Origin of the sequence: Cellulosimicrobium sp. Marseille-Q4280 (genome assembly GCF_943181405.1) — a bacterium.
Taxonomy (GTDB): domain Bacteria; phylum Actinomycetota; class Actinomycetes; order Actinomycetales; family Cellulomonadaceae; genus Cellulosimicrobium.
On the sequence record NZ_CALPBY010000001.1, the window covers coordinates 384,384 to 407,127 of the forward strand.

Sequence of the window (22,744 nt, forward strand, 5' to 3'; positions counted from 1 at the left end):
CGACCTGGAGGACGAGTCCCCGATCTCCTTGACTGGGACGCCTGGCGCCTCACCGCCCGCTGAGACAGCGGCGGATGCGAGCCGGCGAGCCGGCTCCGATGATCGGACGACGCCATGACCGCCACGACCGCCCTGTCCTTCGACCAGGTCGACGAGAGCACGCTGCACCTGCGCGGCGTCCTCGACACCATGCTGCCGCGCGAGCTCGGCACCGACGACGCGCCCGACGTCTACACCGTCTCGGCGGTCTTCTCGCGCCGGGTCTCGGGGCAGGAGCAGGGGCTCATCGAGCTGCCCGCCGTCACCGAGCTGCTGGCCGACCGGGGCTATCCCGGGATCCGGCTCACGGTCGAGGACCGCCGCCTCGTCATCGCGAACACGAACCTGGCGATGCTCGAGGCCGGGTTGGCACGGGAGATCGCGGCCGTGCTCCGCGACGTCGCGACGACGATCGCGACCGAGCGCACCCGCCGGGCCGACGAGCTCGCCGGGTGGCGCGCCACCGAGGTCCAGCGCGCTGCCACGGTCAAGACCGAGTCCGATCGTGTCCGCTTCGAGTGACCGGCCGACGGCGACCGGACCCGCGCCGCGCACGAGCGCGGCGACCCGCTCCGTAGCGCGCGACTACTCGGTCCTCGCGAAGATCGTCCGCGAGTCCGGGCTGCTCCGCCGCCGGTACACGTACTACTGGCTGCGGATGATCCTCACGCTCGCCGCGCTCGTCGGCGTCTGGACCGCGATCGTGGTCGTGGGCGACTCGTGGTGGCAGCTCGCCCTCGCCGCCGCGCTCTCGCTCGTCCTCGCCCAGCTCGCGTTCCTCGGGCACGACAGCGCGCACCGGCAGATCTTCCGCTCCCGGGCGTGGAACGACTGGACGGCGCGCGTCCTGGCGAACGGGCTCGTCGGGCTGAGCCACGCGTGGTGGACGGCCAAGCACGACGCCCACCACGCAGCCCCCAACCAGGAGGGCCACGACCCGGACATCAAGCCGGGCGTCATCGCCTTCACGCCCGCCGTCCTCGCCAGCCGCCGCGGCTGGCGCGGGTGGCTCGCCCGCCGGCAGGGCTGGTACTTCTTCCCGCTGCTCGCCCTCGAAGGACTCCACCTGCACGTCTCGAGCGTGCGGTCCGTCCTCCGCCGGGGCCGCGTGCCGCACCGGGGCGTGGAGGTCCCGGTCCTGCTGGCCCGGCTCGTCCTGTACCTGGTGGCCCTCGGCCTGCTGCTGCCTCCGGCCGTCGCCGGCGCGTTCCTCGCGGTGCAGCTCGTCGTGTTCGGCATCCTCCTCGGCGGCGCGTTCGCACCGAACCACAAGGGGATGCCCATCGTCCCGGCCACCGCCGACGTCGACTTCCTGCGCCGGCAGGTGCTCATGTCGCGCAACATCCGCGGGAACGCGGTCGTGGACCTCCTCATGGGAGGGCTCAACCGGCAGGTCGAGCACCACCTGTTCCCCAGCATGCCGCGCCCCAACCTCAAGCGGGTCCAGCCCCTCGTCCGCGAGTACTGCTCCCAGCTCGGCGTGACGTACACGGAGGTGGGGTTCTTCGCGTCCTACCGGATCGTCGTCGGCTATCTCAACGACGTGCAGGGCCGCGCACGCGACCCGTTCACGTGCCCCCTCGCCGCCGACCTCGGCCGCTAGCGGTCCGGGCGGACGTCCAGGCGATCCACGGCGGCTCCCAGGAGTCCTCCCAGGAAGCGCGCGTACGATCAGGACATCCGCGGCGAACGTGCCCCTCCTGAGGCGCGCGGGCCCGGAACCCCGGAGGAGGCCGTCATGGCCACCACCCCGCTCACCCCCGCGACCAACGGTCATCCCGGCGGCTACCGCCACGACCGCGCCGACCGGTCCCGCGAGACCGGGATCGAGAACGGGCAGGCGAAGGCCCCACGCAGCCGTGCCGGCGCCACCTGGGTCGGCATCTGCATCGCCGCCCTCGTCCTCGTCGCCCTCATCGTCTTCATGCTCCAGAACACCCAGCCCGTCGTCGTGTCGTTCCTCGGCATGCAGGGCTCCGTCCCGCTCGCGCTCGCCCTCCTCATCGCGGGGGTCGGCGTGGGCGTCGTCGCGCTGGTCGTCGGGACCGTGCGCATCAGCCAGCTCCGCCGACGGCTGTCGCGCACCACCGCCTGACCGTCGGCCGACCGGAGCCGTGTCCCGGCGGCCGCGCCGGGCGCGCCGGACCGGATGGCGGGACGGACTTGGCCCCGGCCCGGGCCGCGTGCCTATCATCGAGCGTCCCACAAGCACCCGGCGGGCCGTTGAGAGAGACGGAGGCCGGCGACAGACGGAGCAGCACGTGGCACTTGTCGTGCAGAAGTACGGCGGATCGTCGGTATCCGACGCCGAGAGCATCAAGCGGGTGGCCAAGCGCATCGCCGAGGCGAAGCGGGCCGGTAACGACGTCGTGGTCGTCGTCTCCGCCATGGGAGACACGACGGACGAGCTCATCGACCTCGCGCAGCAGGTCACCCCTCTCCCGCCGCAGCGCGAGATGGACATCCTCCTCACGGCGGGCGAGCGCATCTCGATGTCGCTGCTCGCGATGGCGATCACCAACCTCGGCGTCCGCGCCAAGTCGTTCACCGGCCAGCAGGCGGGCGTCATCACCGACGCCGTGCACGGCAAGGCGCGCATCGTCGACGTCGTGCCGCACCGCATCCGCGAGACGATCGAGAAGGGCCAGGTCGCGATCGTCGCGGGCTTCCAGGGCGTCACCGAGTCGACCAACGACGTCACGACGCTCGGCCGCGGCGGCTCGGACACGACCGCCGTCGCGCTGGCCGCGGGCCTCGACGCCGACGTGTGCGAGATCTACACCGACGTCGACGGCGTGTTCACGGCCGACCCGCGCATCGTCCCGAGCGCGCGCAAGATCGACCGCATCACGTACGAGGAGATGCTCGAGATGGCGGCGAGCGGGGCCAAGGTGCTCGCGCTGCGCTGCGTCGAGTACGGCCGTCGGTACGGCGTGCCGATCCACGTCCGCTCGTCGTTCTCCGGCAAGGAGGGCACGTTCGTCAGCGCCGACGCGTACACCGCCCGGCACCCCGCACCCACCCCTGGAACCAGCTCCGCCGACATCCCCGAGGAGACCGTCATGGAAGCCCCGATCATCTCCGGCGTCGCGCACGACCGCAGCGAGGCCAAGATCACGGTCGTCGGCGTGCCCGACGTCCCGGGCACGGCCGCGCGGATCTTCGAGGTCGTCGCGGGCTCGGGCGTGAACATCGACATGATCGTGCAGAACGTGTCGGCCGCGCGCACCGGGTTGACCGACATCTCGTTCTCGTTGCCCGAGGGGGACGGCCCGGCCGCGATGTCGGCGCTCAGCGCGCTGCAGGCGGAGATCGGCTTCGGCTCGCTCCAGTTCGACGACCAGATCGGCAAGCTCTCGCTCGTCGGCGCGGGCATGAAGTCGCACCCCGGTGTCTCGGCGAAGCTGTTCGGCGCGCTGCGCGACGCGGGCGTCAACATCGAGATGATCTCGACCTCGGAGATCCGGATCTCCGTCGTCACGCGCGAGGACTCGCTGGACGACGCGGTGCGCGCCGTGCACACCGCGTTCGAGCTCGACACCGCCGACGGCGAGGCCGTCGTCTACGCCGGCACCGGCCGCTGACCCGAGGACGAGAGGAACCGATCATGAGCACCCAGAACGACTCTGCCTCGGCAGGCCTGAGCGTCGCCGTCGTCGGCGCGACCGGGCAGGTCGGCGCGGTCATGCGCCGCCTGCTCGACGAGCGCGACGTCCCCGTGGCGAGCGTCCGCTACTTCGCGTCCGCGCGCTCCGCGGGCTCGACCCTGCCGTGGCGCGGCTCCGACGTCGTCGTGGAGGACGTCGCCGCGACGTCGACCGACGACCTGCGCGGGATCGACGTCGCGCTGTTCTCCGCGGGCGGCGCGACGTCGAGGGCCCACGCCGAGCGCTTCGCCGCGGCGGGCGCCGTCGTCATCGACAACTCCTCCGCGTGGCGCATGGACCCCGACGTCCCGCTCGTCGTCTCCGAGGTCAACCCGGCCGCGCTGCGCGAGGCGCGCAAGGGCATCGTCGCGAACCCGAACTGCACGACGATGGCCGCGATGCCCGTCCTCAAGCCGCTCGCCGACGAGGCGGGGCTCGAGCGCCTGATCGTCGCGACCTACCAGGCCGTCTCCGGCGCCGGGCTCGCCGGTGCCGAGGAGCTCCGGGCGCAGGCCGTGGCGGGTGCCGCCGCGGACGGCGAGGGCGCGGGGCTCACCGGCCTCGTGCACGACGGCTCCGCCGTCGCCCTCCCGGCGCCGTCGGCCTTCCCCCGCAACGTCGCGTTCAACGTCGTCCCGCTCGCCGGGTCGATCGTCGACGACGGCCTCGAGGAGACGGACGAGGAGAAGAAGCTCCGCAACGAGTCGCGCAAGATCCTCGGCCTGCCCGAGCTCGCCGTCGCCGGGACCTGCGTGCGCGTGCCGGTGTTCACCGGCCACTCGCTCGCGATCCACGCCGAGTTCGGCACGGCGATCACTCCCGACCGGGCCCGCGAGATCCTCGCGGACGCCCCCGGCGTCGCGCTGTCGGACGTGCCGAACCCGCTCGAGGCGGCCGGCAAGGACCCGTCGTTCGTGGGCCGCATCCGCACGGACCAGTCCGTCCCGGGCGGCCGTGGGCTCGTCCTGTTCGTGTCGAACGACAACCTGCGCAAGGGCGCGGCGCTCAACGCCGTGCAGCTCGCCGAGCTCGTCGCGGCGGACCTCGACGGCGTCCGCGCCGCCTTCGCCCCCGCCCTGGCGAGGTAGTACCGCAGTCCCCGCAGCAGGTCCTCGGTCGGCCCAGGTGTCCTGGGCCGGCCGAGCAGTACCGGCAGCTCGCGGGCTAGGGCCTCGTTCGCAGGCTGCGATGCATGGCGGCGCGCGGTGCCTCGGCGGCTGCCCGGTGGCGGTCCGGCGACAGGTAAAGCTGTTTGACACGTCGTCCAGATACGTAAAAAACAAGCGCGGAAGTTTACCTGTCCGTTAGTGTGCACTCCATGGCCTGGCACCCGGACGTCCGGTACGACGACCTGCCGCTGCTCCCTCCGCGGGTCGAGCTCGAGTCACGGCGCGTGCTGAAGGCGACGATCGGGGCCCGTGACGCGCTCGCTCGCTTCGACGCGCGGGCACGGGCATTGCCCAACCCGACGGTTCTCATCAACGCGATCCCGCTGCTCGAGGCGCAGGCGAGCTCGGAGATCGAGAACATCGTCACGACGACGGACGAACTCTTCTCCGCCGCCGTGACCGACGTGGCGGCCACTCCGGCCGCGCGCGAGGCACTTCGCTACCGGTCCGCGCTCCGCCGCGGGTACGAGCAGGTCGGCCGTCGTCCCCTGACTGCGAACACGGCCGCTGAGGTCTGCGCTGTGATCCGCGGCCATGACGAGGGATTCCGTCGCGGCGAGGTCTTCATCGGTGACCCGGCCACGCGACGTCGCGTGTACACGCCGCCCGCTGGACGGGAGGCGATGGACCGTCTGCTCGACAACTGGTCCGCGTTCCTCAACGAGCCGACAGACCTCGACCCGCTGGTGCGGATGGCCGCGGCGCACTACCAGTTCGAGGCGATCCACCCATTCACCGACGGGAACGGACGCACCGGTCGGATCATGAACGTGCTCATGCTGTGCGACGCAGGCTTACTGCACCTTCCGCTGCTCTACCTCTCGCGCTACATCATCGAGTCCAAGGACGAGTACTACCGGTTGCTTCGGACCGTGACGGCCGACGGCGCGTGGGAGGACTGGGTCCTCTACGTCATCGAGGGGGTGCGTGCCACGTGCGTCCGCACGAGTGAACTGATCGACCGTATCGAGGACGTGCAGGCGACGGTTCTTGACGACATCCGGGGCGTCGTCGGGTCCGCGAACCACGACCTCGCCGCACTGCTCATGGAGCACCCGTACGCGCGGTCGCTCGACGTCATGGAGCGCTGCGGGGTCTCGAGACCCACCGCGGTGAAGTGGCTGCGAGGACTCGTCGCCGGAGGAACGCTGCACGAGCTCAAGATCGGTCGCCAGGTCTTGTTCATCAACCAGCCGATGATGAGCGTGCTGACGGACTGAACCGCACGGTGCCGGTGCGGTGGAGCAGTCCGCGGCGCTCGACGAGGCTCTGCTCGTCCACCTCGGCCTCGCCCGACCGACTACCTCGGCCGACGCGTGCCGAGCGTCGGCGCGAGCACCCACAGCGCGACCGCCGCGAGCACGTGCCACACGGCGTGGCCCTGCAGCGTGACGCCCAGCGGCCCGTCGGTGTCGCACAGCGGCCAGCCGGCGCGGGTCAGCGTCCCGATCGTCCCGCCCAGGGCGAGGAGCACGAGGGCGGTGACCGTGCGCCGTCGGACGGCAGGTCGGCGCCTCGCCCGCACGACGCTCGCTGCCACCGCGAGCACCGCCACGACCACCTGCGCCGCGGTCGATGCCGGGACGCTCACCGCGGCGAGCGCGACGCCGGCGAGCGTCGGCGCGAGCCACCACCACGTGCGCATCCGGCGTCCGGTGAGGTCGGCGACGGCGTCCGCCGCGACGAGTGCGAGCGTGCCGAGCAGCGGCGGGTCGTGCGCCACGGGGTTCCACGACGGCGACGGCCCGTGCTGGACGACCGAGCCGACGCCGATCAGGACGACCAGCACGCCGAAGGTGAGCCGCACGTGTCGGGCGGCCGCGTCGTCGGGCACGGGAGGCGTGGTGCTGCCCGACCGCGCGTGGCGGCGGGCGCGGACCGTCGCCCCGACGACCGCCGCTCCCGCGACGACGAACGCGAGGCTCGTCCACGTGCTGAGCGGCTCGGCCCACGGCGTCCCGCCGGCGAGCTCGCACGCTCTGTCCATGCTGCCTCCCCGCGAGCCTCGACTCCACACCAGCGCACCACCTCGCGCAACCGGGGTATCACCTCGCGCAACCGGGGTACTACCTCGCGCACCCGGGGTGCTGCTTCGCCGGAACTCGGTACTCCCTGGCAATGAGGGTTGCGCCGCGAGGTGGGTCTGTGGTTCATTAGTCAAGTAATGAACCACTGAACACGCGAACCGGGAGAGGATGGGCGCCATGTTCGACGGTCCGGAACCCATCTACCTCCAGATCGCCCAGATGATCCGGGCGCAGGTCCTCGCGGGCGAGACGGCAGAGGAGGAGCAGGTCATGTCGACGACGGAGTTCGCGACGACGTTCCGCATCAACCCTGCGACCGCGGCCAAGGCGTTCGCGCTGCTCGTCGACGAGGGCGTGCTCTACAAGAGGCGGGGGCTCGGCATGTTCGTCGCCCCCGGGGCGCGCGACCGCCTGCTGCAGAGCCACCGCGAGAGCTTCTTCGCCGAGGTCCTCGACCCGGCCCTGGTCCAGGCCGACCTGCTCGACATCCCCACGGCCGAGATCGTGGCCCACGTCCTCGGCCGCCCGCGCCGCGACGACGGCCCTTCCGACCACCCGACCCACGACACCCCGAGGTGACCCCGTGACCGCCCGGCCCAGCTCCACCCCGAGCGCCGCCCCGACCGTCCCCGAGCCCTTCGGCGTCGAGCTGCGCGACGTCGTCGTCCGCTACGGGCGGTCCGACGACCTCGCGCTCGACGGTGCCACCCTGACGATCCGGCCCGGGACGATCACCGGCCTGCTCGGCCGCAACGGCGCCGGCAAGACGACGCTCGCCGCGCTCCTCGCCGCGTTCCGCCGGCCGACCTCGGGCAGCGTGCGCCTCGGGTCCGACGCCGAGCTCGAGGACCCGTTCGAGAACCCCTGGACCACCATGCACACCCAGCTCGTCCGCGAGAGCGGCGACGTGTGGGGCGACAGCAAGGCGAAGGACACGCTCGACTACTACGCCGCGCTCCGACCGCACTGGGACGCGGACCTCGCCGGCCGGCTCCTCGACGAGTTCGAGATCTCGCCCCGCAAGCACCCGGACCAGATGTCGCGGGGCAAGCGCTCGGCCCTCGGCGCGGTGATCGGCCTCGCGTCGCGCGCACCGCTGACGATCTTCGACGAGGTCTACCTCGGCATGGACGCCCCGAGCCGGTACGCGTTCTACGACGCGCTCCTCGCGGACTACGCCGAGCACCCGCGCACGATCGTCCTCTCGAGCCACCTGATCGACGAGGTCGAGCGGCTCTTCGAGGACGTCGTCGTCATCGACCGCGGGAAGGTGCTGCTCGCCGAGCCCGCCGAGGACGTCCGCGGGCGGGGCGTCAGCCTCACAGGTCCCACCGAGCTCGTCGACCGGTTCGTCGACGGGCGCGAGGTGCTCGCCCGGCAGCGCCTCGGCGGCACCGCCCAGGTCACGCTCTTCGGCACGTTCGGCGCCGACGAGCGGGCGGCGGCGACGGGGGCCGGCCTCGAGGTCGGGAGCGTGCCCGTGCAGGACCTGTTCGTCCACCTGACCCGACGACCCGGGTCCGACCGGGAGGAGGCACGATGAGCACCGAGACCCACCCGGCGCCCTCGGCGGACCGCGCGGCGGAGCGCGCCGCCCTGGTCGCCGCGGCGCACCGTCGCGGCGTCCGCGCGACGGCCGAGTACGCCGTCGGCGCGACGTGGGTCATCGGCCTGTGGTTCTGGGTGATCGCCCTCCTCATCGGCGGCATCATCCTGTTCGTCATGCAGCGCGCCGGCGACGTGGAGATCACGGCGGTCGGTGGCCCGGCGGAGTCGGCGCCCTACTTCCTGCTCGTCATGGGGATCGTCATGCCGCTGGCGATGATCGCGCTGCACGTCGCGGCGGGCGGGACCCGTCGGTCGTTCCTCCACGGCCTCGTCGTCTCCGGCGTCGTGATCGGCGCGACCTTCGGCCTCGCGGCCGCCGCGGTCGCGTGGGTCACGTGGTGGGCGGCGGACCGGTACGGCTGGCCGACCGAGCCGGAGATCGACCGTCTCTACACCGACGGCTCGCAGCTCGGGCTGGTCTTCCTCGTGCAGTCCGTGTTCTGCGCGGTCTACTTCCTCGTGGGGGCCGTCGTGGCGCTGGGCTACTACCGGGCGGGGTTCTGGCGCGGCACCGGCGTCGCGCTCCTCTCGCTCGTCCCGCTCGCGGTCGCCGAGCTCACCCTGCAGTCGGGCTGGTTCGGCCGGGCGCTGGCCAGCGCGGTCGGCCTGCCCGTGCTCCCCGTGTGGGGTGCTGCGCTCGGCGGCCTCGCGGCCGTCGCGCTCGCTGCGCTCCTTCTCCGCGCCGTCCTGCGGGACGTCGCCATCCGGCCTGTCGAGTTCGCCCGGAGCGTCACGACGGGCTGAACCGCACTCCCGGCACAAACCGAGCACGACCTCGTCCGACGGCGCTCCCGCCGCTCGGCGGGTCCCGCACACCCTCCCGGAGGTTCGCATGACCACCGCACCACGCCCGGCGGCCGCTGCCGCCACGGCGGTCGCCACGGCCGCCGCCACGAGCTCGCCCGACGCCGTCGCCCCCGTCATCGAGGTCCGGCACCTGCGCAAGACGTACCCGGGCCCGAAGGGCTCGGCCGCGCGCAAGGTCGCCGTCGAGGACGTGAGCTTCTCCGTCGCGCCGGGGGAGATCTTCGGCATCCTCGGCCCGAACGGGGCCGGCAAGACCACCACCGTCGAGTGCCTCGCCGGCCTGCGCGAGGCCGACGGCGGCTCCGTACGCGTCTTCGGCGTCGACCCGCAGACCCACCCGGAGCGGGTCCGCGACGCCCTCGGGATCCAGCTCCAGGAGTCGGCGCTCAACGAGAGGATCACCGTCGCCGAGGCGATGCGCCTCTTCGCGTCGTTCTACGAGGCGCCCGCCGACGCCGACGAGCTGCTCGAGCTGCTCGAGCTCGCGGAGCACCGCGGCGTCGCGTACGCGAAGCTGTCGGGCGGTCAGAAGCAGCGACTGTCGATCGCGCTCGCGCTCGTGGGCAACCCGCGCGTCGCGATCCTCGACGAGCTGACGACCGGTCTCGACCCGCAGGCCCGGCGCACCACCTGGGACCTCGTGGAGCGCGTGCGCGCCCGTGGCGTGACGGTTCTTCTCGTCACGCACTTCATGGACGAGGCGGAGCGCCTGTGCGACCGGCTCGTCGTCATCGACCGCGGACGCGTCGTCGCCTCGGGGAGCCCGGCCGAGCTGATCGACGCGCTCGACGACTCGCGGACGATGCGGCTCCGCGTCCCGGCCGTCGACCACGACGTCACGCTGCACACGCTCGCCGGTCTCGCCGACGTCGAGCGCATCGAGGTGGTCGACGCCGTGCGCCCGGCAGACCGCGAGATCGAGGTGCGCGGGTCGCGCCGGGTGCTGCCCGCCGTCGTCCTCGCGCTCGCCGAGCACGACATCGTGCCCGACGACGTCCGCACCCTCTCCCGGTCCCTCGAGGACGTCTTCGTGGCCGTGACCGGCCGCACGTACGACCCCACCGCGGCCGCCACCCCCGCCACGGCTGCGGCCCCCACCGCTGCTGCCCTCACCGCCGACCCCGCGGCCACGACCGCCGTCGGTGCCCACCGCGAAGGAGCCTCCCGATGACCACCGCGACCCTCTCCCCGTCGTTGCCGACGACCCGCGTTGCCGGGTGGCGCGGCTTCGGCACCCTCCTGACGACCGAGGCGCGGCTCTGGCTGCGCGACCCCGGGAGCGTGTTCTTCTCGCTCGCGTTCCCGACCGTCCTGCTCGTGGGCGTGGGCTTCGCGATCCCCGGCATGCGCGAGCCGATCGAGGGGATGGGCGCGCCGTGGGACGGCCTCACGGCGATCGCGACTTACGTCCCGGTGGTGCTCGCCGCGGCGGTCGCGACACCCGCCCTCACGACGATGCCCGTCTACTTCGCGACCTTCCGCGAGAAGGGCCTGCTGCGACGGCTGTCCACGACGCCCATGCGCCCGCAGGGCATCGTCGTCGCGCACCTCGTCATCAACCTCGTCGCGATCTTCGCCGCGGCCGCGGTCTCGCTCGTCGTCTGCCAGCTCGTGTTCGGCCTGGCCGCGCCCCGCCAGCTCGGGACGGTCCTGCTGGCCTTCCTGCTCACCGTCCTGTCGATGCTGTCGCTCGGGACGCTCGTGGCGGCGCGGGCGCCCAAGGCGAGCACCGCCTCGGCGGTCGGCACGCTGATCTACTTCCCGATGCTGTTCCTGTCGGGGATGTGGACGCCGGGCCCGATCATGCCCGACGCCCTGCGCGAGGTCGGGCAGTACACACCCCTCGGGGCGGCGTCCCAGGCGCTGACCGAGGGCTGGTTCGCGGACGGGTTCCCCACGCTGCAGATCGTCGTCATGGCGGTGTGGACCGCCGTCCTGCTCCCGCTGGCGATCAAGTTCTTCCGCTGGACGTGACGATCGCGCGGCGTGCCGAACCCCGGGTTGTGTCCCGATCCACGAGCTGATCGGGACACAACCCGGGGTTTCGGCACCGCGATCGGCCGCCCTCGGGCGGCGAGCGCCGCCGGCCGTGCCTAGCGTGGCGGCATGCGGCCCTTCCTGCTCCTCGCGTCCCGGGCCGAGGACGTCGCCGCCGACGGCGAGCACGACGCCGTGCTCCGCTTCTCGGGCCTGCGCCCGGGCGAGCTGCACCGTGTGCGCATGGAGGCGGGGCCGCTCCCACCGCTCGACCTCGACGACTACTCGGGCGTGATCGTCGGCGGCAGCCCGTTCGACTCGTCGAGGCCGGAGACCGAGAAGTCCGCCGTCCAGCGCCGCGTCGAGCGCGAGCTCGCGCCGCTGCTCGACGAGATCGTCGACCGGGACGTCCCGTTCCTCGGCGCGTGCTACGGCGTCGGGACGCTCGGGATGCACCAGGGCGCGGTCCTCGACGACACGTTCGCCGAGCCGATCTCGCCGGTGACGGTCCGGCTGACGCCCGAGGGCCGTGCCGACCCGTTGCTCGCCGACCTGCCGGACGCGTTCGAGGCGTACGTCGGGCACAAGGAGGCCGTGCGGGAGCTGCCGCCGCACGCGGTGCTGCTCGCGTCGTCGGACACGTGCCCCGTGCAGATGTTCCGCATCAAGGAGAACCTCTACGCGACGCAGTTCCACCCCGAGCTCGACCTCGACGGCATCCTCACGCGCATCGGCGTGTACCAGGGCTACGGCTACTTCCCGCCGGGTGCCGCCGGAGAGGTCGAGGCGGTGGTGCGGCGCGGCGACGTCCGGTTCCCGGGGCGGATCCTCGCGTCCTTCGTGCGGCGGTACGCCCGGGACTGAGCCGGCGTCGAGCGGGGTCGTGGCGACCCGCGGTGGTCAGCGCCCGGTGGGCTGCTCCGCGCCCGCGAGCGCGTCGGTACCGACGGCGTCGTCGGCGAGCGCCTCGGCCTCCGTCGCGAGGGCCTTCGCGCGGCGGTGCTCGCGGACCGACCAGGCGACGGCCGCGGCCCAGACGACGGCGACGAGGCCGAGGACGACGCCCTGGACCGCGCCGCTCGCGTCCACCCAGTCGGAGCGCAGGAGCGTGCGGACGTTCGTCAGGACGATGACGCCGCCGACGGCCGACCCGAGGATGCGCGGCGGCAGGTGCCGCACGAGCCAGGCGGCGATCGGCGCGGCGACGAGACCGCCGAGCAGCAGGGCGAGCACCCAGGTGAGGTCGATGCCCTGCGTGCCGAGCGAGAGGAGGAAGCCGAGCGACGCGGCGACGGCGACGAGGAACTCGCTCGTGTCGATCGAGCCGATGACCTTGCGGGGCTCGATGCGCCCCGAGGCGAGCAGCGCGGGCGTCCCGACCGGGCCCCAGCCACCACCGCCCGTCGCGTCGACGAAGCCGGCGACCAGCCCGAGCGGACCGAGGAAGCGCTTGCGCAGCGGCAGGCCCAGACGGCCCGTGGGCAGCCCGGCGACGGTGAACCGCGTGAGCACGTAGAGCCCGAGCGCGAGGAGGAGCAGCGACATCACCGGGGCGGCGACGTCGGTGGAGAGGCTCGAGAGGAACGTGGCCCCGGCGAACGCGCCGACCGCGCCGGGAACGCCGATGCGCAGCACGACCTTCCAGTCGACGTTCCCGAAGCGCCAGTGCGCGGCGCCCGAGGCGAGCGTCGTGCCGATCTCGGCGAGGTGGATCGTCGCCGAGGCGGCGGCCGGGTTGGTCCCGATGGCGAGGAGGAGGGTCGTGGACGTCACGCCGTAGGCCATGCCGAGGCTGCCGTCGACGAGCTGCGCGCCGAGGCCCACGAGGGCGAGCAGGATGAGGGTCCGCACCGCAGTCCTCCGTGGTCGGTCGGCCGGGCAGCGCCCGAGGTCTCCGACAAGGTTGACCGAGGAGGTCCAGTATGTGAAGCGCCGACCACATCGTGGGCGAGTGTTAACGGGTCGTCCGGGGCGGTGCCGTCGGTGCCGTCAGTGCCGTCAGTGCCGTCAGCGCCGCGGGTGTCGTGTCACGGGTTCTCCCACGCGTCGGCGCGCGCCGCGAGAGCGTGGACGCCGTCGGGCAGGTCGCGGCGCACGACGTCCGCGATCGTGACGCGGTCGAGGACGTCGCGCACGCTCGCGCGCAGCGCCACCCAGACCTCCAGCAGCGCCGCTGCCGACCCCTCGTACTCGAGGCTCGGCGGACGCTCGTCGCGCACGGTGACGAGCGGGCCGTCGACGGCGCGGAACACGTCGGCGAGCGTGACCTCCGTCGCGGGCCGGGCGAGCCGGTGCCCGCCCGAACGACCGCGGACGCTCGCGACGATGCCGGCGCGTCGCAGGTCGCCGAGGATCCGTTCGAGGAAGCTCACGGGCAGGCCCTGACCGGCCGCGAGGTCCTCCGCCCGCACGGGGTCGCCGTGCGGGGACGCCGCGAGCTCGGCGCACGCCCGCACCGCATAGTCTGCCTTCGCCGAGACACGCATGAGGCCATTGTGCCGTGGGTCGCACCGCTCCCGGGCGGGCGCGACGACGACCTGCCGGTCCGCCACGGTCCGCGATCCGATCTCACCCGGTCGGGCCGCTGCTCCGGGGCCCGTGGACGGCCTACGCTGTGACCCGTGGACGTGCGTGAACGCAACAACGTGCGGGTCGTGGGCACGCCGGGCGCGCCCACGATCGTGTTCGCGCACGGGTTCGGGTGCGACCAGTCGATGTGGCGCTTCGTCGCCCCGGTCTTCGCCGCGGACCACCGCGTGGTCCTCTTCGACCACTCGGGCTGCGGCGCGGCGCACCCGACCTCCTTCGACCCCGTGCGGCACGCCGACCTGAGGGGGTACGCGGCCGACGTCGTCGAGGTCGTCGAGGCCGTCGCGGACGAGCCGGTGATCTTCGTCGGCCACTCGGTGAGCTCGATCATCGGGCTGCTCGCCGCGGCCGACCGACCGGACCTGTTCGACCGTCTCGTGCTCGTCGGCCCGAGTCCTCGCTACATCGATGACGAGGGCTACCGCGGCGGTTTCAGCGCCGCCGAGATCGACGAGCTGCTCGAGACGATGGACGCGAACTACCTCGACTGGACCCAGGCGATGGCACCGGTCATCGTGGGCAACCCGGACCGTCCGGCGCTCGGCGACGAGCTCGCGGAGGTGTTCCGCCGCAACGACCCGGCCGTCGCACGCCAGTTCGCCCGCGTGACGTTCCTCGGCGACAACCGCGCGGACCTCGCGCGGGTGCGCACGCGCAGCCTCGTCGTGCAGAGCCGTGAGGACGCCATCGCGCCGCCGGAGGTCGGGCGCTACGTGCACGAGCACCTGCCGGGGAGCGACCTCGTCGTCATCGACGCCGTCGGCCACTGCCCGAACCTCTCGCACCCGACCGCGCTCGTGGGCGCGATGCGGGACTGGCTCGGGACACCCTGATGCCGAGGTCGCGGGCCGAGCGGTGGATGCTCGCGCCTGTCGCCCTGGCGCTCCTCGACGCCGACGCCCGGATCGTCGACGCGAACGACGAGCTGCTCCGCCTCCTCGACGTGCCCGACGTCGACGCGGTCGCGGGGCGACGCGTGGGCGACCTCCTCACCGTCGGCGGCCGCATCTACTGGGAGACGCATCTCGAGCCGCGCCTGCACGAGGCCGGCAGGGTGGACGAGGTCGCCGTCGAGCTGCGCACGCCGGGCGGACGGGAGCCCGTCCTGCTCACGGCGATCGAGCGCGACTGCCACGGCGAGCGCCTCGTCGACGTCGCGATGCTCGGCGCGCGCGAGCGCTCGCGCTTCGAGCACGAGCTCGTCGGTGCACGCCGCGCGGCCGAGGCGGCGGAGCGCCAGGTGCGGTTGCTGCACGGCACCGCCGCCGAGCTCGCGAGCGCCGCAGGGGTCGACGGCGTGGCGCGGGTCCTGCTGCGGGTCGCGGGGGCCCTGCTCGGCGCCCGGAGCGCGGCGCTGTGGGTCGCTCGCGACGGCGGTCCGTTGCGCCGCTGGGGGGAGGCCGACGAGGTCGAGCCGCCGACGGTCGACGAGATCGCCGAGACCACCACGCGCCCGGACGGGAAGGTCGTCGTGCCCCTGCGGACGGCCGGGGCGCTGCTCGGAGTGCTGGTCCTGACTCCCCGCGACGCGCCGGGCGCGGAACCCCTGGACCCCGCCACGCTCGCCGCCGCGGGCCAGGTCGCGGCGCTCGCGCTCGCCCGGGCGCACATGCACGAGCAGAGCGTCTCGGTCGCGTCGGAGCTGCAGCGCGCGATGCTCGCGGACGGGATCGTGCACGACCCGCGCGTCCAGGTCCTCGCGCGCTACCGACCGGGCGTCGACGACCTCCAGGTCGGCGGCGACTGGTACGACACGTTCCGCGTCACGCCCGACACCCTGGCGCTCTCGGTGGGGGACGTCGTGGGTCGCGGCCTCGCCGCGGCGACGGCCATGGGCCAGCTCCGCACGGCCGCCCGCGCGGCCGCGGACGCGGAGCTGGGGCCGGTGCAGGTCGTCGAGCGGCTCGACCGGTTCGTCGACCGCACGGGCACCGGCTTCATGACGAGCCTCGTGTACGCGGAGCTGGACCTGGTCGAGGGGGTCCTGCGGTACTCGTGCGCCGGTCACCTGCCCCCGCTGCACGTGCGGCCCGACGGCGACGCGACCTACCTGTGGAACGCGCGGTCGACCCCGCTCGGGGTCCGAGCCCCGACCCCACGGGCGGCGGACACGCTGCGCCTGGCGCCCGGCGACCTCGTCGTGCTCTACACCGACGGCGTGGTCGAGCGGCGCGACCGCTCGCTCGAGAGCGGGCTGGACGAGCTCGCGGAGATCGTCACGAACGCGTTCGCCGCCGGCCTGACCGGCGAGGAGGTCCTGGCCGCTCTCGTCGCCCAGGCACCCGAGCACGACGACGCGTGCCTCCTCGCGGTGCGCTGGCTCGGCCCCGGCACGGGCTCAGCGGACGAAGAACGGGCCGTCTGACGGCTGCGCGAGCCAGTCCGTCGCGTGGCCGAGGCGCTGGACCGACGAGCGGGCGACGTCGGCCGGGAGCGCGTCCGGGGCGAACCAGCCGACGGCGAGGGACTCGTCGTCGGCGACGTGCGCGGCCGCGGCCACAGCCGGGGACGTCGGCCGGCACAGGAACGCGAGGTCCAGGTACTGCGACCGGTCCCCGTTCGGGTACTGCACCGGTTCGGTCACGGTCACCGCGACGAGCGCCTCGACGACGACCTCCACCCCTGTCTCCTCGAGCACCTCGCGCGCCAGGCCGACCGCCGGGTCCTCGCCCGGCTCGAGGATCCCGCTGATCACGGCCCACTGCCCGCTGTCCGCGCGCTGCCCCAGCAGCACCCGTCCGTCGTCGTCCACGACGATCGCCGACACCCCCGGCATCCACAGGAGGTCGGTCCCGACACGGGACCGGAGGGCGGTGACGAACTCGGGGATCGGCATGGCCCGAGCCTAGGACGTCACCGTGCCGGGACCGCCACGCGAGACGGCCCGTCCGCCCCTCGGAGGCCCCGTGCTATCGTCCCCTCGTGACTTCTCAGTGGTATTGGCGCTTTACGCAGGCTCCCGGTGGGGCCGTGCGGGCGTTCGCCTGACCACAGATCACCACCCGGAGCCAGCACAGGGCCTTGGACGCGGACCGCGTCCGGGCCCTTCGTCGTCCAGACGGGCCGCTCCGGGGATCACGGGCGGTAGCAGGCCGGTACGCCTCCGTCTCGACGACGGTCCCGACCTACCGCAGCACGACACCAGGAGCCCTCCCGTGACCAGCACGACCGCCCAGCCCGCGAACGTCGGCCTCGATGCCGATACCGTCGACCCCGTGGACAGCCCCGAGCTGCAGGCCCGCACGAGCGACCTGCGCGCCCGTGCGCTCGACGCGCTCCCCGCCCCGCGGGCGCTGCTCGCCGACCTGCCGCTCGGCGCGACGCGCAGCGACCTCGTCACGACGTCGCGCCGCGAGGTCCGCGACGTCCTCGCCGGCGACGACGACCGCCTCCTCGTGATCGTCGGCCCGTGCTCCGTGCACGACCCGCAGGCCGCGCTCGAGTACGCGGGGCGCCTCGCCGCCGTCGCGCACGAGCTGGCCGACGACCTCGCGGTCGTCATGCGCGTGTACTTCGAGAAGCCGCGCACGACGGTCGGGTGGAAGGGCCTCATCAACGACCCGCACCTCGACGGCTCGCACGACGTGCACCACGGCTTGCGCCTCGCGCGCGAGGTCCTGCTCGGTGTGCTCGACGCGGGCGTCCCCGCGGCGTGCGAGTTCCTCGAGCCGACGAGCCCGCAGTACATCGCCGACGCCGTCTCCTGGGGCGCGATCGGGGCGCGCAACGCGGAGTCGCAGGTGCACCGCCAGCTCGCGTCGGGCCTGTCGATGCCGGTCGGCTTCAAGAACGCGACGGACGGCGACGTGCAGATCGCCGTCGACGGCTGCATCACCGCCGCGAGCGAGCACACGTTCTTCGGCATGGACTCGCTCGGCCGTGCGGCCGCGGTCGAGACCGCGGGCAACCCGGACTGCCACGTCATCCTGCGCGGCGGTCGCTCGGGCCCCAACTACGGGGTCGACGACGTCGCGGCGGCCCTCGCGGTGGCTCGCACCTCGGGCCTCGGCGGGGTCGTGGAGCACGGGCTCGTCGTGGACGCGTCGCACGGCAACTCGGGCAAGAGCCACGTGCGGCAGGCGGAGGTCGTGCGCGAGGTCGCGGCGCGCCTCGCCGAGGGCGAGCAGGGCATCACCGGCCTGATGATGGAGAGCTTCCTCGTCGCGGGCGCGCAGAAGCCCGCACCCTCGGGGCTGGTGTACGGGCAGTCGGTCACCGACGCGTGCATCGACTGGGACACGACGGCGGACCTCCTGCGCGAGCTCGCCGGCGCGGTCCGGGCGCGTCGCGAGGCCTGACGCGCGGGACCTCGACCCATCCGGGAGCCGTTCCGCGCCGAACCCTGGTCGTCCCGGGAGGTCCGGGACCGTGCACGCGTGAGGGGACCAGTGCTGGGGCAGACTGTCCGGGTGCCACCCTCCGTGACGACGAGCTCGTCGGGTGCCGTCGACGCCGCGCTGTCCGCGTGCGCCGGCGGCGACCCGGACGCGTTCGCGCCCGTGTACGACGCGCTCGCGCCCGTCGCGTACGGCACCTGCCTGGGTGTCCTGCGCGACCCGGACCACGCGGCGGAGGTGATGCAGGAGGTGATGGTCGAGGTGTGGCAGACGGCGACGCGGTTCGACGCCTCTCGCGGCTCCGCGCGCACGTGGGTAGCGACCCTCGCGCGTCGCCGCGCCGTCGACCGGGTGCGGGCCGAGCAGTCGCGCCGCGACCGTGACCAGCGCGAGCTCGACGCCGCGATGGCGGCGGCGCCCCGGGACGTCGTCGCGGAGGACGTCGAACGCAGCCTGGAGGGCGCGGCCGTGCGGCGGTGCCTCGAGTCGCTCACCGCGACCCAGCGCGAGGCCGTGGTCGACGCCTACTACGGCGGGTACACCTACCGTGAGGTGGCCGAGCGTCTGGACGCGGCGCTGCCGACCGTGAAGTCCCGCATCCGCGACGGGCTGACCCGACTTCGTGACTGCCTGGGGGTGCGCCGTGGCTGACGAGTCCTTCGGGCCGGGGGGCGCGGGGCCCGACGGCCGGCGCGAGGACGACGGCCGGGGCGTCGTGTGGGACCTCCTGCCCGCGTACGCGCTGGACGCCGTCGACGACCTCGACCGCCGCGCGGTCGAGCGGCTGCTCGCCGCGGACCCCGCCGCACAGCAGGCGCTCGACGAGTACCGCGACGTCGTCGCGGCGTTCGCCGTCGAGCACGCCCCGCCGGTGTCGGTGCGCGACGCCGTGCTCGCCCGGGTGGCGACGACGCCGCAGGTCCCGCTCCCCGGGCAGCCCGCGGCCGGGCAGCCTCTCGGGCAGCCCGTCACGGCGGAGACCCGGGCGAGCGGCGAGGCGCGCGCCGGCGCGGCCTCGACCCGCGCGCGCCTGCGCTGGGGCCTCGTCGCGGCGGCCGCGGCGGCCGTCGTGGCGGTCGCCGTGCCGACGACCGTGGCCGTGCGTGCGACGCAGGAGCAGTCGCGCCTGCAGGCGCAGGCGGACGCGGTGGCGCAGATGCTCGCGGACCCGACGGCCACGATCGTGCGCGGCGAGGTCGCAGGTGGTGGCGAGGCGTCGGTCCTCGTGGCGGGCGACGACTACCTCTTCCGCGCGTCGGAGCTGCCCGGGGCGGGCGACGACCAGGACTACCAGCTCTGGGTGGTCGGCGACGACGGGGGCGTGACCTCCGCCGGCGTGCTCGCCGAGCAGGACGGCACGGTCGAGCAGCTCGTGCAGGACGCGCCGGGGGTCGGCGTGGCCGTCACGGTCGAGCCGGAGGGCGGGTCGGAGCAGCCGACGACCGACCCGATCGTCGCGCTCGTCACCTGAGGTCGGCGAGGCGCGCCTCCAGGTCCCGGGCCTCGGCGTCGCGCGGTGACGACGGACGTGCGCGCCCAGGTCGGCGCCCCGGCGAGGCCGGTCCGTCGCAGAGGGTCGCCCGCGGTGGCGCCGCGACGACGAACGGCCCGGCCGCGAGGAGCGGGGCCGGGCCGTTCGTCGTGGTCGGAGGTCACATGGTCGGCATGAGCACCGAGTCGACGAGGTAGACGGTGGCGTTCTGCGTCATGACGCCGCCGCAGACGACCGTGGCGTCGTTGACCATGAGCTCGTCGCCCTCGCCCGTCACCTCGACGGTGCCGCCCTGGACGGTCGTCTGCTCGCCGACGACCTGGTCGGGCGTGAGCTGCCCGGGCACCACGTGGTAGGTGAGGATCGACGTGAGCATGTCGGAGTCGGTCTTCAGCGTCTCGAGGGTCGCGGCGTCGATCTTCGCGAAGGCGTCGTCGACGGGCGCGAACACCGTGAACTCGTCGCCGTTGAGCGTGTCGACAAGGTCGACCTCAGGGTTGAGCTCGCCCGACACGGCGGAGACGAGCGTCGTGAGCAGCGGGTTGTTCGACGCGGCGACCGCGACCGGGTCGGTCGACATGCCGGTGATCGAGCCGGCGCCGTCGGGCACCTGCTCGGCGTAGGCCTCGCAGCCCGCGCCGACGAGGTTCGCTGCGGGGTCCATCGCCATGTCGTCGGACGACTCCGTGTCCTCGGCCATGTCCTCGGACTCGGCGGAGTCGTCCGTCATGGCGTCCTCGCTCGCCTGCGACTCGGTGGTCTCAGCACCGGAGCCCGAGTCCGAGCTGCAGGCGGACAGGCCGAGGACGGCGAGGGTGGCGACGCCGGCCACGGCGTACGACGTGCGGGTTCGAGCGTTCATCGGTCTCTCCTCGGGTCGTGCCCCGCGGTCTGCGGGGCGTCTCGAGGGGTGTTCGGAGCCCTCGACCGACCGGATGGGTCCGGTTCCACGACCCATCCGGACGAGGCGGCGTGCCGAACCGTCGGCATGGAGACGCTGATCGTCATCGGACTGCTCGGGGGCCTCATCACGGGTATCTCGCCGTGCATCCTGCCCATGCTCCCCGTGATCTTCTTCGCGGGCGGCGTGCAGGGCGCCCGCCCACGGGACGACGGCGCGAGCTCGCCGCCGACCGTCTCGCCCGCGCTCTTCGCCGGGGCACCGAGGGCCGTCACCGTCGGCGGTGGTGCGCGACGCTCCGCCGGCGCGGGGACCGTCACGCTCGACGTCTCCCCGGACCCGGCGCGGGGCGAGCGGGTCGCCGCGTCGGGCGGCGCGTCGGTGGGCGACGCGTCAGGCAGCGAGGCTGCGGGAGGCCGCCGCCGGGCGCGGGAGCGGAAGCGCTCGTGGCGCCCGTACCTCGTCATCGCGGGCCTCGTGCTGAGCTTCAGCGTCTTCACGCTGCTGGGCTCCCTGCTCCTCACCGCGCTCGGGCTCCCGCAGGACCTGCTCCGGTGGGCCGGCATCGTGCTGCTCGTCCTCATCGGCATCGGCATGATCGTCCCGCGCGTCGAGGAGGTGCTCGAGCGGCCGTTCCAGCGCATCGCCGCGCTCGGCGCACGGCGCGGGGCGGCGCGGCAGGACCGCGGAGCGTTCGTGCTCGGCCTCGGGCTCGGCGTGCTCTACGTACCGTGCGCCGGTCCGGTGCTCGCGGCGATCACGGTCGCCGGGGCGACGGGCGACATCGGCCCGGGTACGGTCGCGCTGACGGTGTCCTTCGCCGTCGGCGCGGCGATCCCGCTCCTGGTCTTCGCGCTCGCCGGCCGCCGTGTCGCCGAGCGTGTCAAGGGCTTCCAGCGCCACACCCGGGGCATCCGCGTCACGGGCGGCATCGTCATGATCGCGCTCGCCGGAGCGCTCGCGCTGAACCTGCCCGCAGCGCTGCAGCGCGCGCTGCCCGACTACACCGGTGCGCTCCAGCAGCGCGTCGACGAGAACGAGACGGTCCAGGAGGCGCTCGACCTCGGCGGCCTCGTCACGGACGAGAACCGCGAGCTGTCGAACTGCTCGAACGGCGCGTCCGAGCTCGAGGACTGCGGCCCGGCGCCCGAGATCCGCGGCATCGACACGTGGCTCAACACGCCGGGCGGCGAGGCGCTCGCGCTCGACGAGCTGCGCGGCAAGGTCGTGCTCGTCGACTTCTGGACGTACTCGTGCATCAACTGCCAGCGCGCGATCCCGCACGTCAACGCGTGGTACGAGCAGTACCGGGACGTGGGCGAGGGGTTCGAGGTCATCGGCGTGCACACGCCGGAGTTCGCGTTCGAGCGCGAGACGCGCAACGTCGTCGCGGGCGCGGAGGACCTGGGCATCACCTACCCGGTGGCGCAGGACAACTCCTACGCGACGTGGACCGCGTACCGGAACCGCTACTGGCCCGCGCAGTACCTCGTCGACGCCGACGGGACCGTGCGGCACATCCGCTTCGGCGAGGGCGGCTACGAGGAGACGGAGAACCTCGTGCGCGAGCTCCTCGCCGACGCGAACCCGGGCGTCGACCTGCCCGAGCCGACCTCGGTGGGGGACTCCACACCGCAGGCCGCGACGACGCCCGAGACGTACTTCTCCATCAAGCGCGTCGTGAACTACTCCGGCGAGCCGCGGTACGCCGCGGGAGAGCAGGAGTTCGCGCTCACCGACGACCAGCCGCAGGACACGTTCTCGCTCGGCGGCACGTGGGACGTCGACTTCCAGGGCGCCACGGCGGTGTCCGACGGCGCGCAGGTCCGTCTCGCGTACCGGTCCACCGACGTGTTCGCCGTCCTGGGCGGCGAGGGGACCGTCACGGCGCGCGTCACGGCGGGCGGGCGGACGACGGAGCGGGAGATCGACGTGTCGGGGAACCCGACGCTCTATCCCGTGCTCGAGGGCGACGGCCCCACCGAGGGGACCGTCGAGCTCGACGTGCCGCCGGGGGTCCAGGTGTTCACCGCGACGTTCGGCTGAGCCGGCCGGTCCGCGGACCGGCCCCAGGACGGGCGCGCGGCGGCTGATGTCGAGAACAGGCGTACGGCCGCCGCGCGTCCTTGCTCGCTGCCCGACCGGCCGAGA

23 protein-coding genes are annotated in these 22,744 nt (G+C 73.7%); 18 read left to right on the forward strand and 5 right to left on the reverse strand.

The window, feature by feature from the left end; genetic code table 11:
- Positions 1-114: 114 nt before the first annotated feature.
- The 6 genes from NFS20_RS01705 to NFS20_RS01730 all read left to right on the forward strand — a co-directional run bounded on the left by NFS20_RS01705 (position 115) and on the right by NFS20_RS01730 (position 6,075).
- A complete protein-coding gene (locus NFS20_RS01705; RefSeq protein ID WP_251150014.1) occupies positions 115-561 on the forward strand; it encodes a hypothetical protein in 447 nt (148 codons plus the stop codon).
- Entirely contained in the window at positions 545-1,642 is a 1,098-nt protein-coding gene (locus NFS20_RS01710) for a fatty acid desaturase family protein (RefSeq protein ID WP_251150015.1), read from the forward strand. Before NFS20_RS01705 ends, NFS20_RS01710 begins: the two co-directional genes overlap by 17 nt.
- Positions 1,643-1,777: 135 nt before the next feature.
- Positions 1,778-2,134 (forward strand): LapA family protein, encoded by a 357-nt coding sequence (locus tag NFS20_RS01715; RefSeq protein ID WP_251150016.1) that lies wholly within the window; start codon positions 1,778-1,780, stop codon positions 2,132-2,134.
- A gap of 166 nt (positions 2,135-2,300) precedes the next feature.
- On the forward strand, positions 2,301-3,623 hold the full coding sequence (locus tag NFS20_RS01720) for an aspartate kinase (protein ID WP_251150017.1): 1,323 nt from the start codon (positions 2,301-2,303) through the stop codon (positions 3,621-3,623).
- A 23-nt stretch (positions 3,624-3,646) separates the two neighbouring features.
- Entirely contained in the window at positions 3,647-4,774 is a 1,128-nt protein-coding gene (locus tag NFS20_RS01725; RefSeq protein WP_251150018.1) for an aspartate-semialdehyde dehydrogenase, read from the forward strand.
- A gap of 230 nt (positions 4,775-5,004) precedes the next feature.
- Positions 5,005-6,075 carry a Fic family protein gene (locus tag NFS20_RS01730; RefSeq protein WP_251150019.1) on the forward strand — a complete coding sequence of 357 codons (1,071 nt, stop codon included), beginning with the start codon at positions 5,005-5,007 and terminating at the stop codon, positions 6,073-6,075.
- A gap of 80 nt (positions 6,076-6,155) precedes the next feature.
- Here the strand turns inward: NFS20_RS01730 and NFS20_RS01735 are convergent, their stop codons facing one another.
- Positions 6,156-6,842 carry a hypothetical protein gene (locus NFS20_RS01735; RefSeq protein ID WP_251150020.1) on the reverse strand — a complete coding sequence of 229 codons (687 nt, stop codon included), beginning with the start codon at positions 6,840-6,842 and terminating at the stop codon, positions 6,156-6,158.
- A 217-nt stretch (positions 6,843-7,059) separates the two neighbouring features.
- On the opposite strand from NFS20_RS01735, the gene NFS20_RS01740 reads away from it, so the two are divergent.
- The 6 genes from NFS20_RS01740 (at position 7,060) to NFS20_RS01765 (ending at position 12,138) form a co-directional block, all read left to right on the forward strand.
- On the forward strand, positions 7,060-7,461 hold the full coding sequence (locus NFS20_RS01740; RefSeq protein WP_251150021.1) for a GntR family transcriptional regulator: 402 nt from the start codon (positions 7,060-7,062) through the stop codon (positions 7,459-7,461).
- A 4-nt stretch (positions 7,462-7,465) separates the two neighbouring features.
- Positions 7,466-8,425 carry an ATP-binding cassette domain-containing protein gene (locus tag NFS20_RS01745; protein WP_251150022.1) on the forward strand — a complete coding sequence of 320 codons (960 nt, stop codon included), beginning with the start codon at positions 7,466-7,468 and terminating at the stop codon, positions 8,423-8,425.
- The gene (locus NFS20_RS01750; RefSeq protein WP_251150023.1) at positions 8,422-9,234 is read left to right on the forward strand and encodes a hypothetical protein; all 813 of its coding nucleotides are present in this window, start codon (positions 8,422-8,424) and stop codon (positions 9,232-9,234) included. Before NFS20_RS01745 ends, NFS20_RS01750 begins: the two co-directional genes overlap by 4 nt.
- An 88-nt stretch (positions 9,235-9,322) precedes the next feature.
- Entirely contained in the window at positions 9,323-10,468 is a 1,146-nt protein-coding gene (locus NFS20_RS01755) for an ABC transporter ATP-binding protein (RefSeq protein ID WP_251150024.1), read from the forward strand.
- On the forward strand, positions 10,465-11,271 hold the full coding sequence (locus NFS20_RS01760) for an ABC transporter permease (protein ID WP_251150025.1): 807 nt from the start codon (positions 10,465-10,467) through the stop codon (positions 11,269-11,271). Before NFS20_RS01755 ends, NFS20_RS01760 begins: the two co-directional genes overlap by 4 nt.
- 132 nt (positions 11,272-11,403) lie before the next feature.
- Positions 11,404-12,138, forward strand: coding sequence for a glutamine amidotransferase (locus tag NFS20_RS01765; RefSeq protein WP_251150026.1), 735 nt, complete (start codon positions 11,404-11,406; stop codon positions 12,136-12,138).
- Between the two features lie 36 nt (positions 12,139-12,174).
- Here NFS20_RS01765 and NFS20_RS01770 read toward each other — a convergent pair whose 3' ends face one another.
- Positions 12,175-13,125 (reverse strand): sulfite exporter TauE/SafE family protein, encoded by a 951-nt coding sequence (locus tag NFS20_RS01770; RefSeq protein ID WP_251150027.1) that lies wholly within the window; start codon positions 13,123-13,125, stop codon positions 12,175-12,177.
- A gap of 176 nt (positions 13,126-13,301) precedes the next feature.
- Positions 13,302-13,760 carry an RrF2 family transcriptional regulator gene (locus NFS20_RS01775; RefSeq protein ID WP_251150028.1) on the reverse strand — a complete coding sequence of 153 codons (459 nt, stop codon included), beginning with the start codon at positions 13,758-13,760 and terminating at the stop codon, positions 13,302-13,304.
- Between the two features lie 135 nt (positions 13,761-13,895).
- Between NFS20_RS01775 and NFS20_RS01780 the strand changes: the two genes are divergently transcribed.
- Positions 13,896-14,696 (forward strand): alpha/beta fold hydrolase, encoded by an 801-nt coding sequence (locus tag NFS20_RS01780; protein WP_251150029.1) that lies wholly within the window; start codon positions 13,896-13,898, stop codon positions 14,694-14,696.
- Complete coding sequence (locus tag NFS20_RS01785) at positions 14,696-16,228, forward strand: SpoIIE family protein phosphatase (RefSeq protein ID WP_251150030.1); 1,533 nt, start codon at positions 14,696-14,698, stop codon at positions 16,226-16,228. Before NFS20_RS01780 ends, NFS20_RS01785 begins: the two co-directional genes overlap by 1 nt.
- On the opposite strand, the gene NFS20_RS01790 is transcribed toward NFS20_RS01785, so the two are convergent.
- Positions 16,202-16,699, reverse strand: a complete 498-nt coding sequence (locus NFS20_RS01790) for an NUDIX domain-containing protein (RefSeq protein ID WP_251150031.1) — start codon at positions 16,697-16,699, stop codon at positions 16,202-16,204. The two genes, NFS20_RS01785 and NFS20_RS01790, sit on opposite strands and share 27 nt — an antisense overlap.
- Positions 16,700-17,078: 379 nt before the next feature.
- On the opposite strand from NFS20_RS01790, the gene NFS20_RS01795 reads away from it, so the two are divergent.
- From NFS20_RS01795 to NFS20_RS01805, 3 genes are all read left to right on the forward strand, one after another.
- Complete coding sequence (locus tag NFS20_RS01795) at positions 17,079-18,161, forward strand: 3-deoxy-7-phosphoheptulonate synthase (RefSeq protein ID WP_285821099.1); 1,083 nt, start codon at positions 17,079-17,081, stop codon at positions 18,159-18,161.
- A 111-nt stretch (positions 18,162-18,272) separates the two neighbouring features.
- Positions 18,273-18,851 (forward strand): ECF RNA polymerase sigma factor SigK, encoded by a 579-nt coding sequence (gene sigK, locus NFS20_RS01800; RefSeq protein ID WP_251150032.1) that lies wholly within the window; start codon positions 18,273-18,275, stop codon positions 18,849-18,851.
- Complete coding sequence (locus NFS20_RS01805) at positions 18,844-19,671, forward strand: anti-sigma factor (protein WP_251150033.1); 828 nt, start codon at positions 18,844-18,846, stop codon at positions 19,669-19,671. The genes sigK and NFS20_RS01805 overlap by 8 nt, the downstream gene beginning before the upstream one ends.
- A gap of 181 nt (positions 19,672-19,852) precedes the next feature.
- Here NFS20_RS01805 and NFS20_RS01810 read toward each other — a convergent pair whose 3' ends face one another.
- Entirely contained in the window at positions 19,853-20,554 is a 702-nt protein-coding gene (locus NFS20_RS01810; RefSeq protein ID WP_251150034.1) for a fasciclin domain-containing protein, read from the reverse strand.
- 126 nt (positions 20,555-20,680) lie between these two features.
- On the opposite strand from NFS20_RS01810, the gene NFS20_RS01815 reads away from it, so the two are divergent.
- Complete coding sequence (locus NFS20_RS01815; protein ID WP_251150035.1) at positions 20,681-22,639, forward strand: cytochrome c biogenesis protein DipZ; 1,959 nt, start codon at positions 20,681-20,683, stop codon at positions 22,637-22,639.
- The last annotated feature ends 105 nt before the right edge of the window (positions 22,640-22,744 follow it).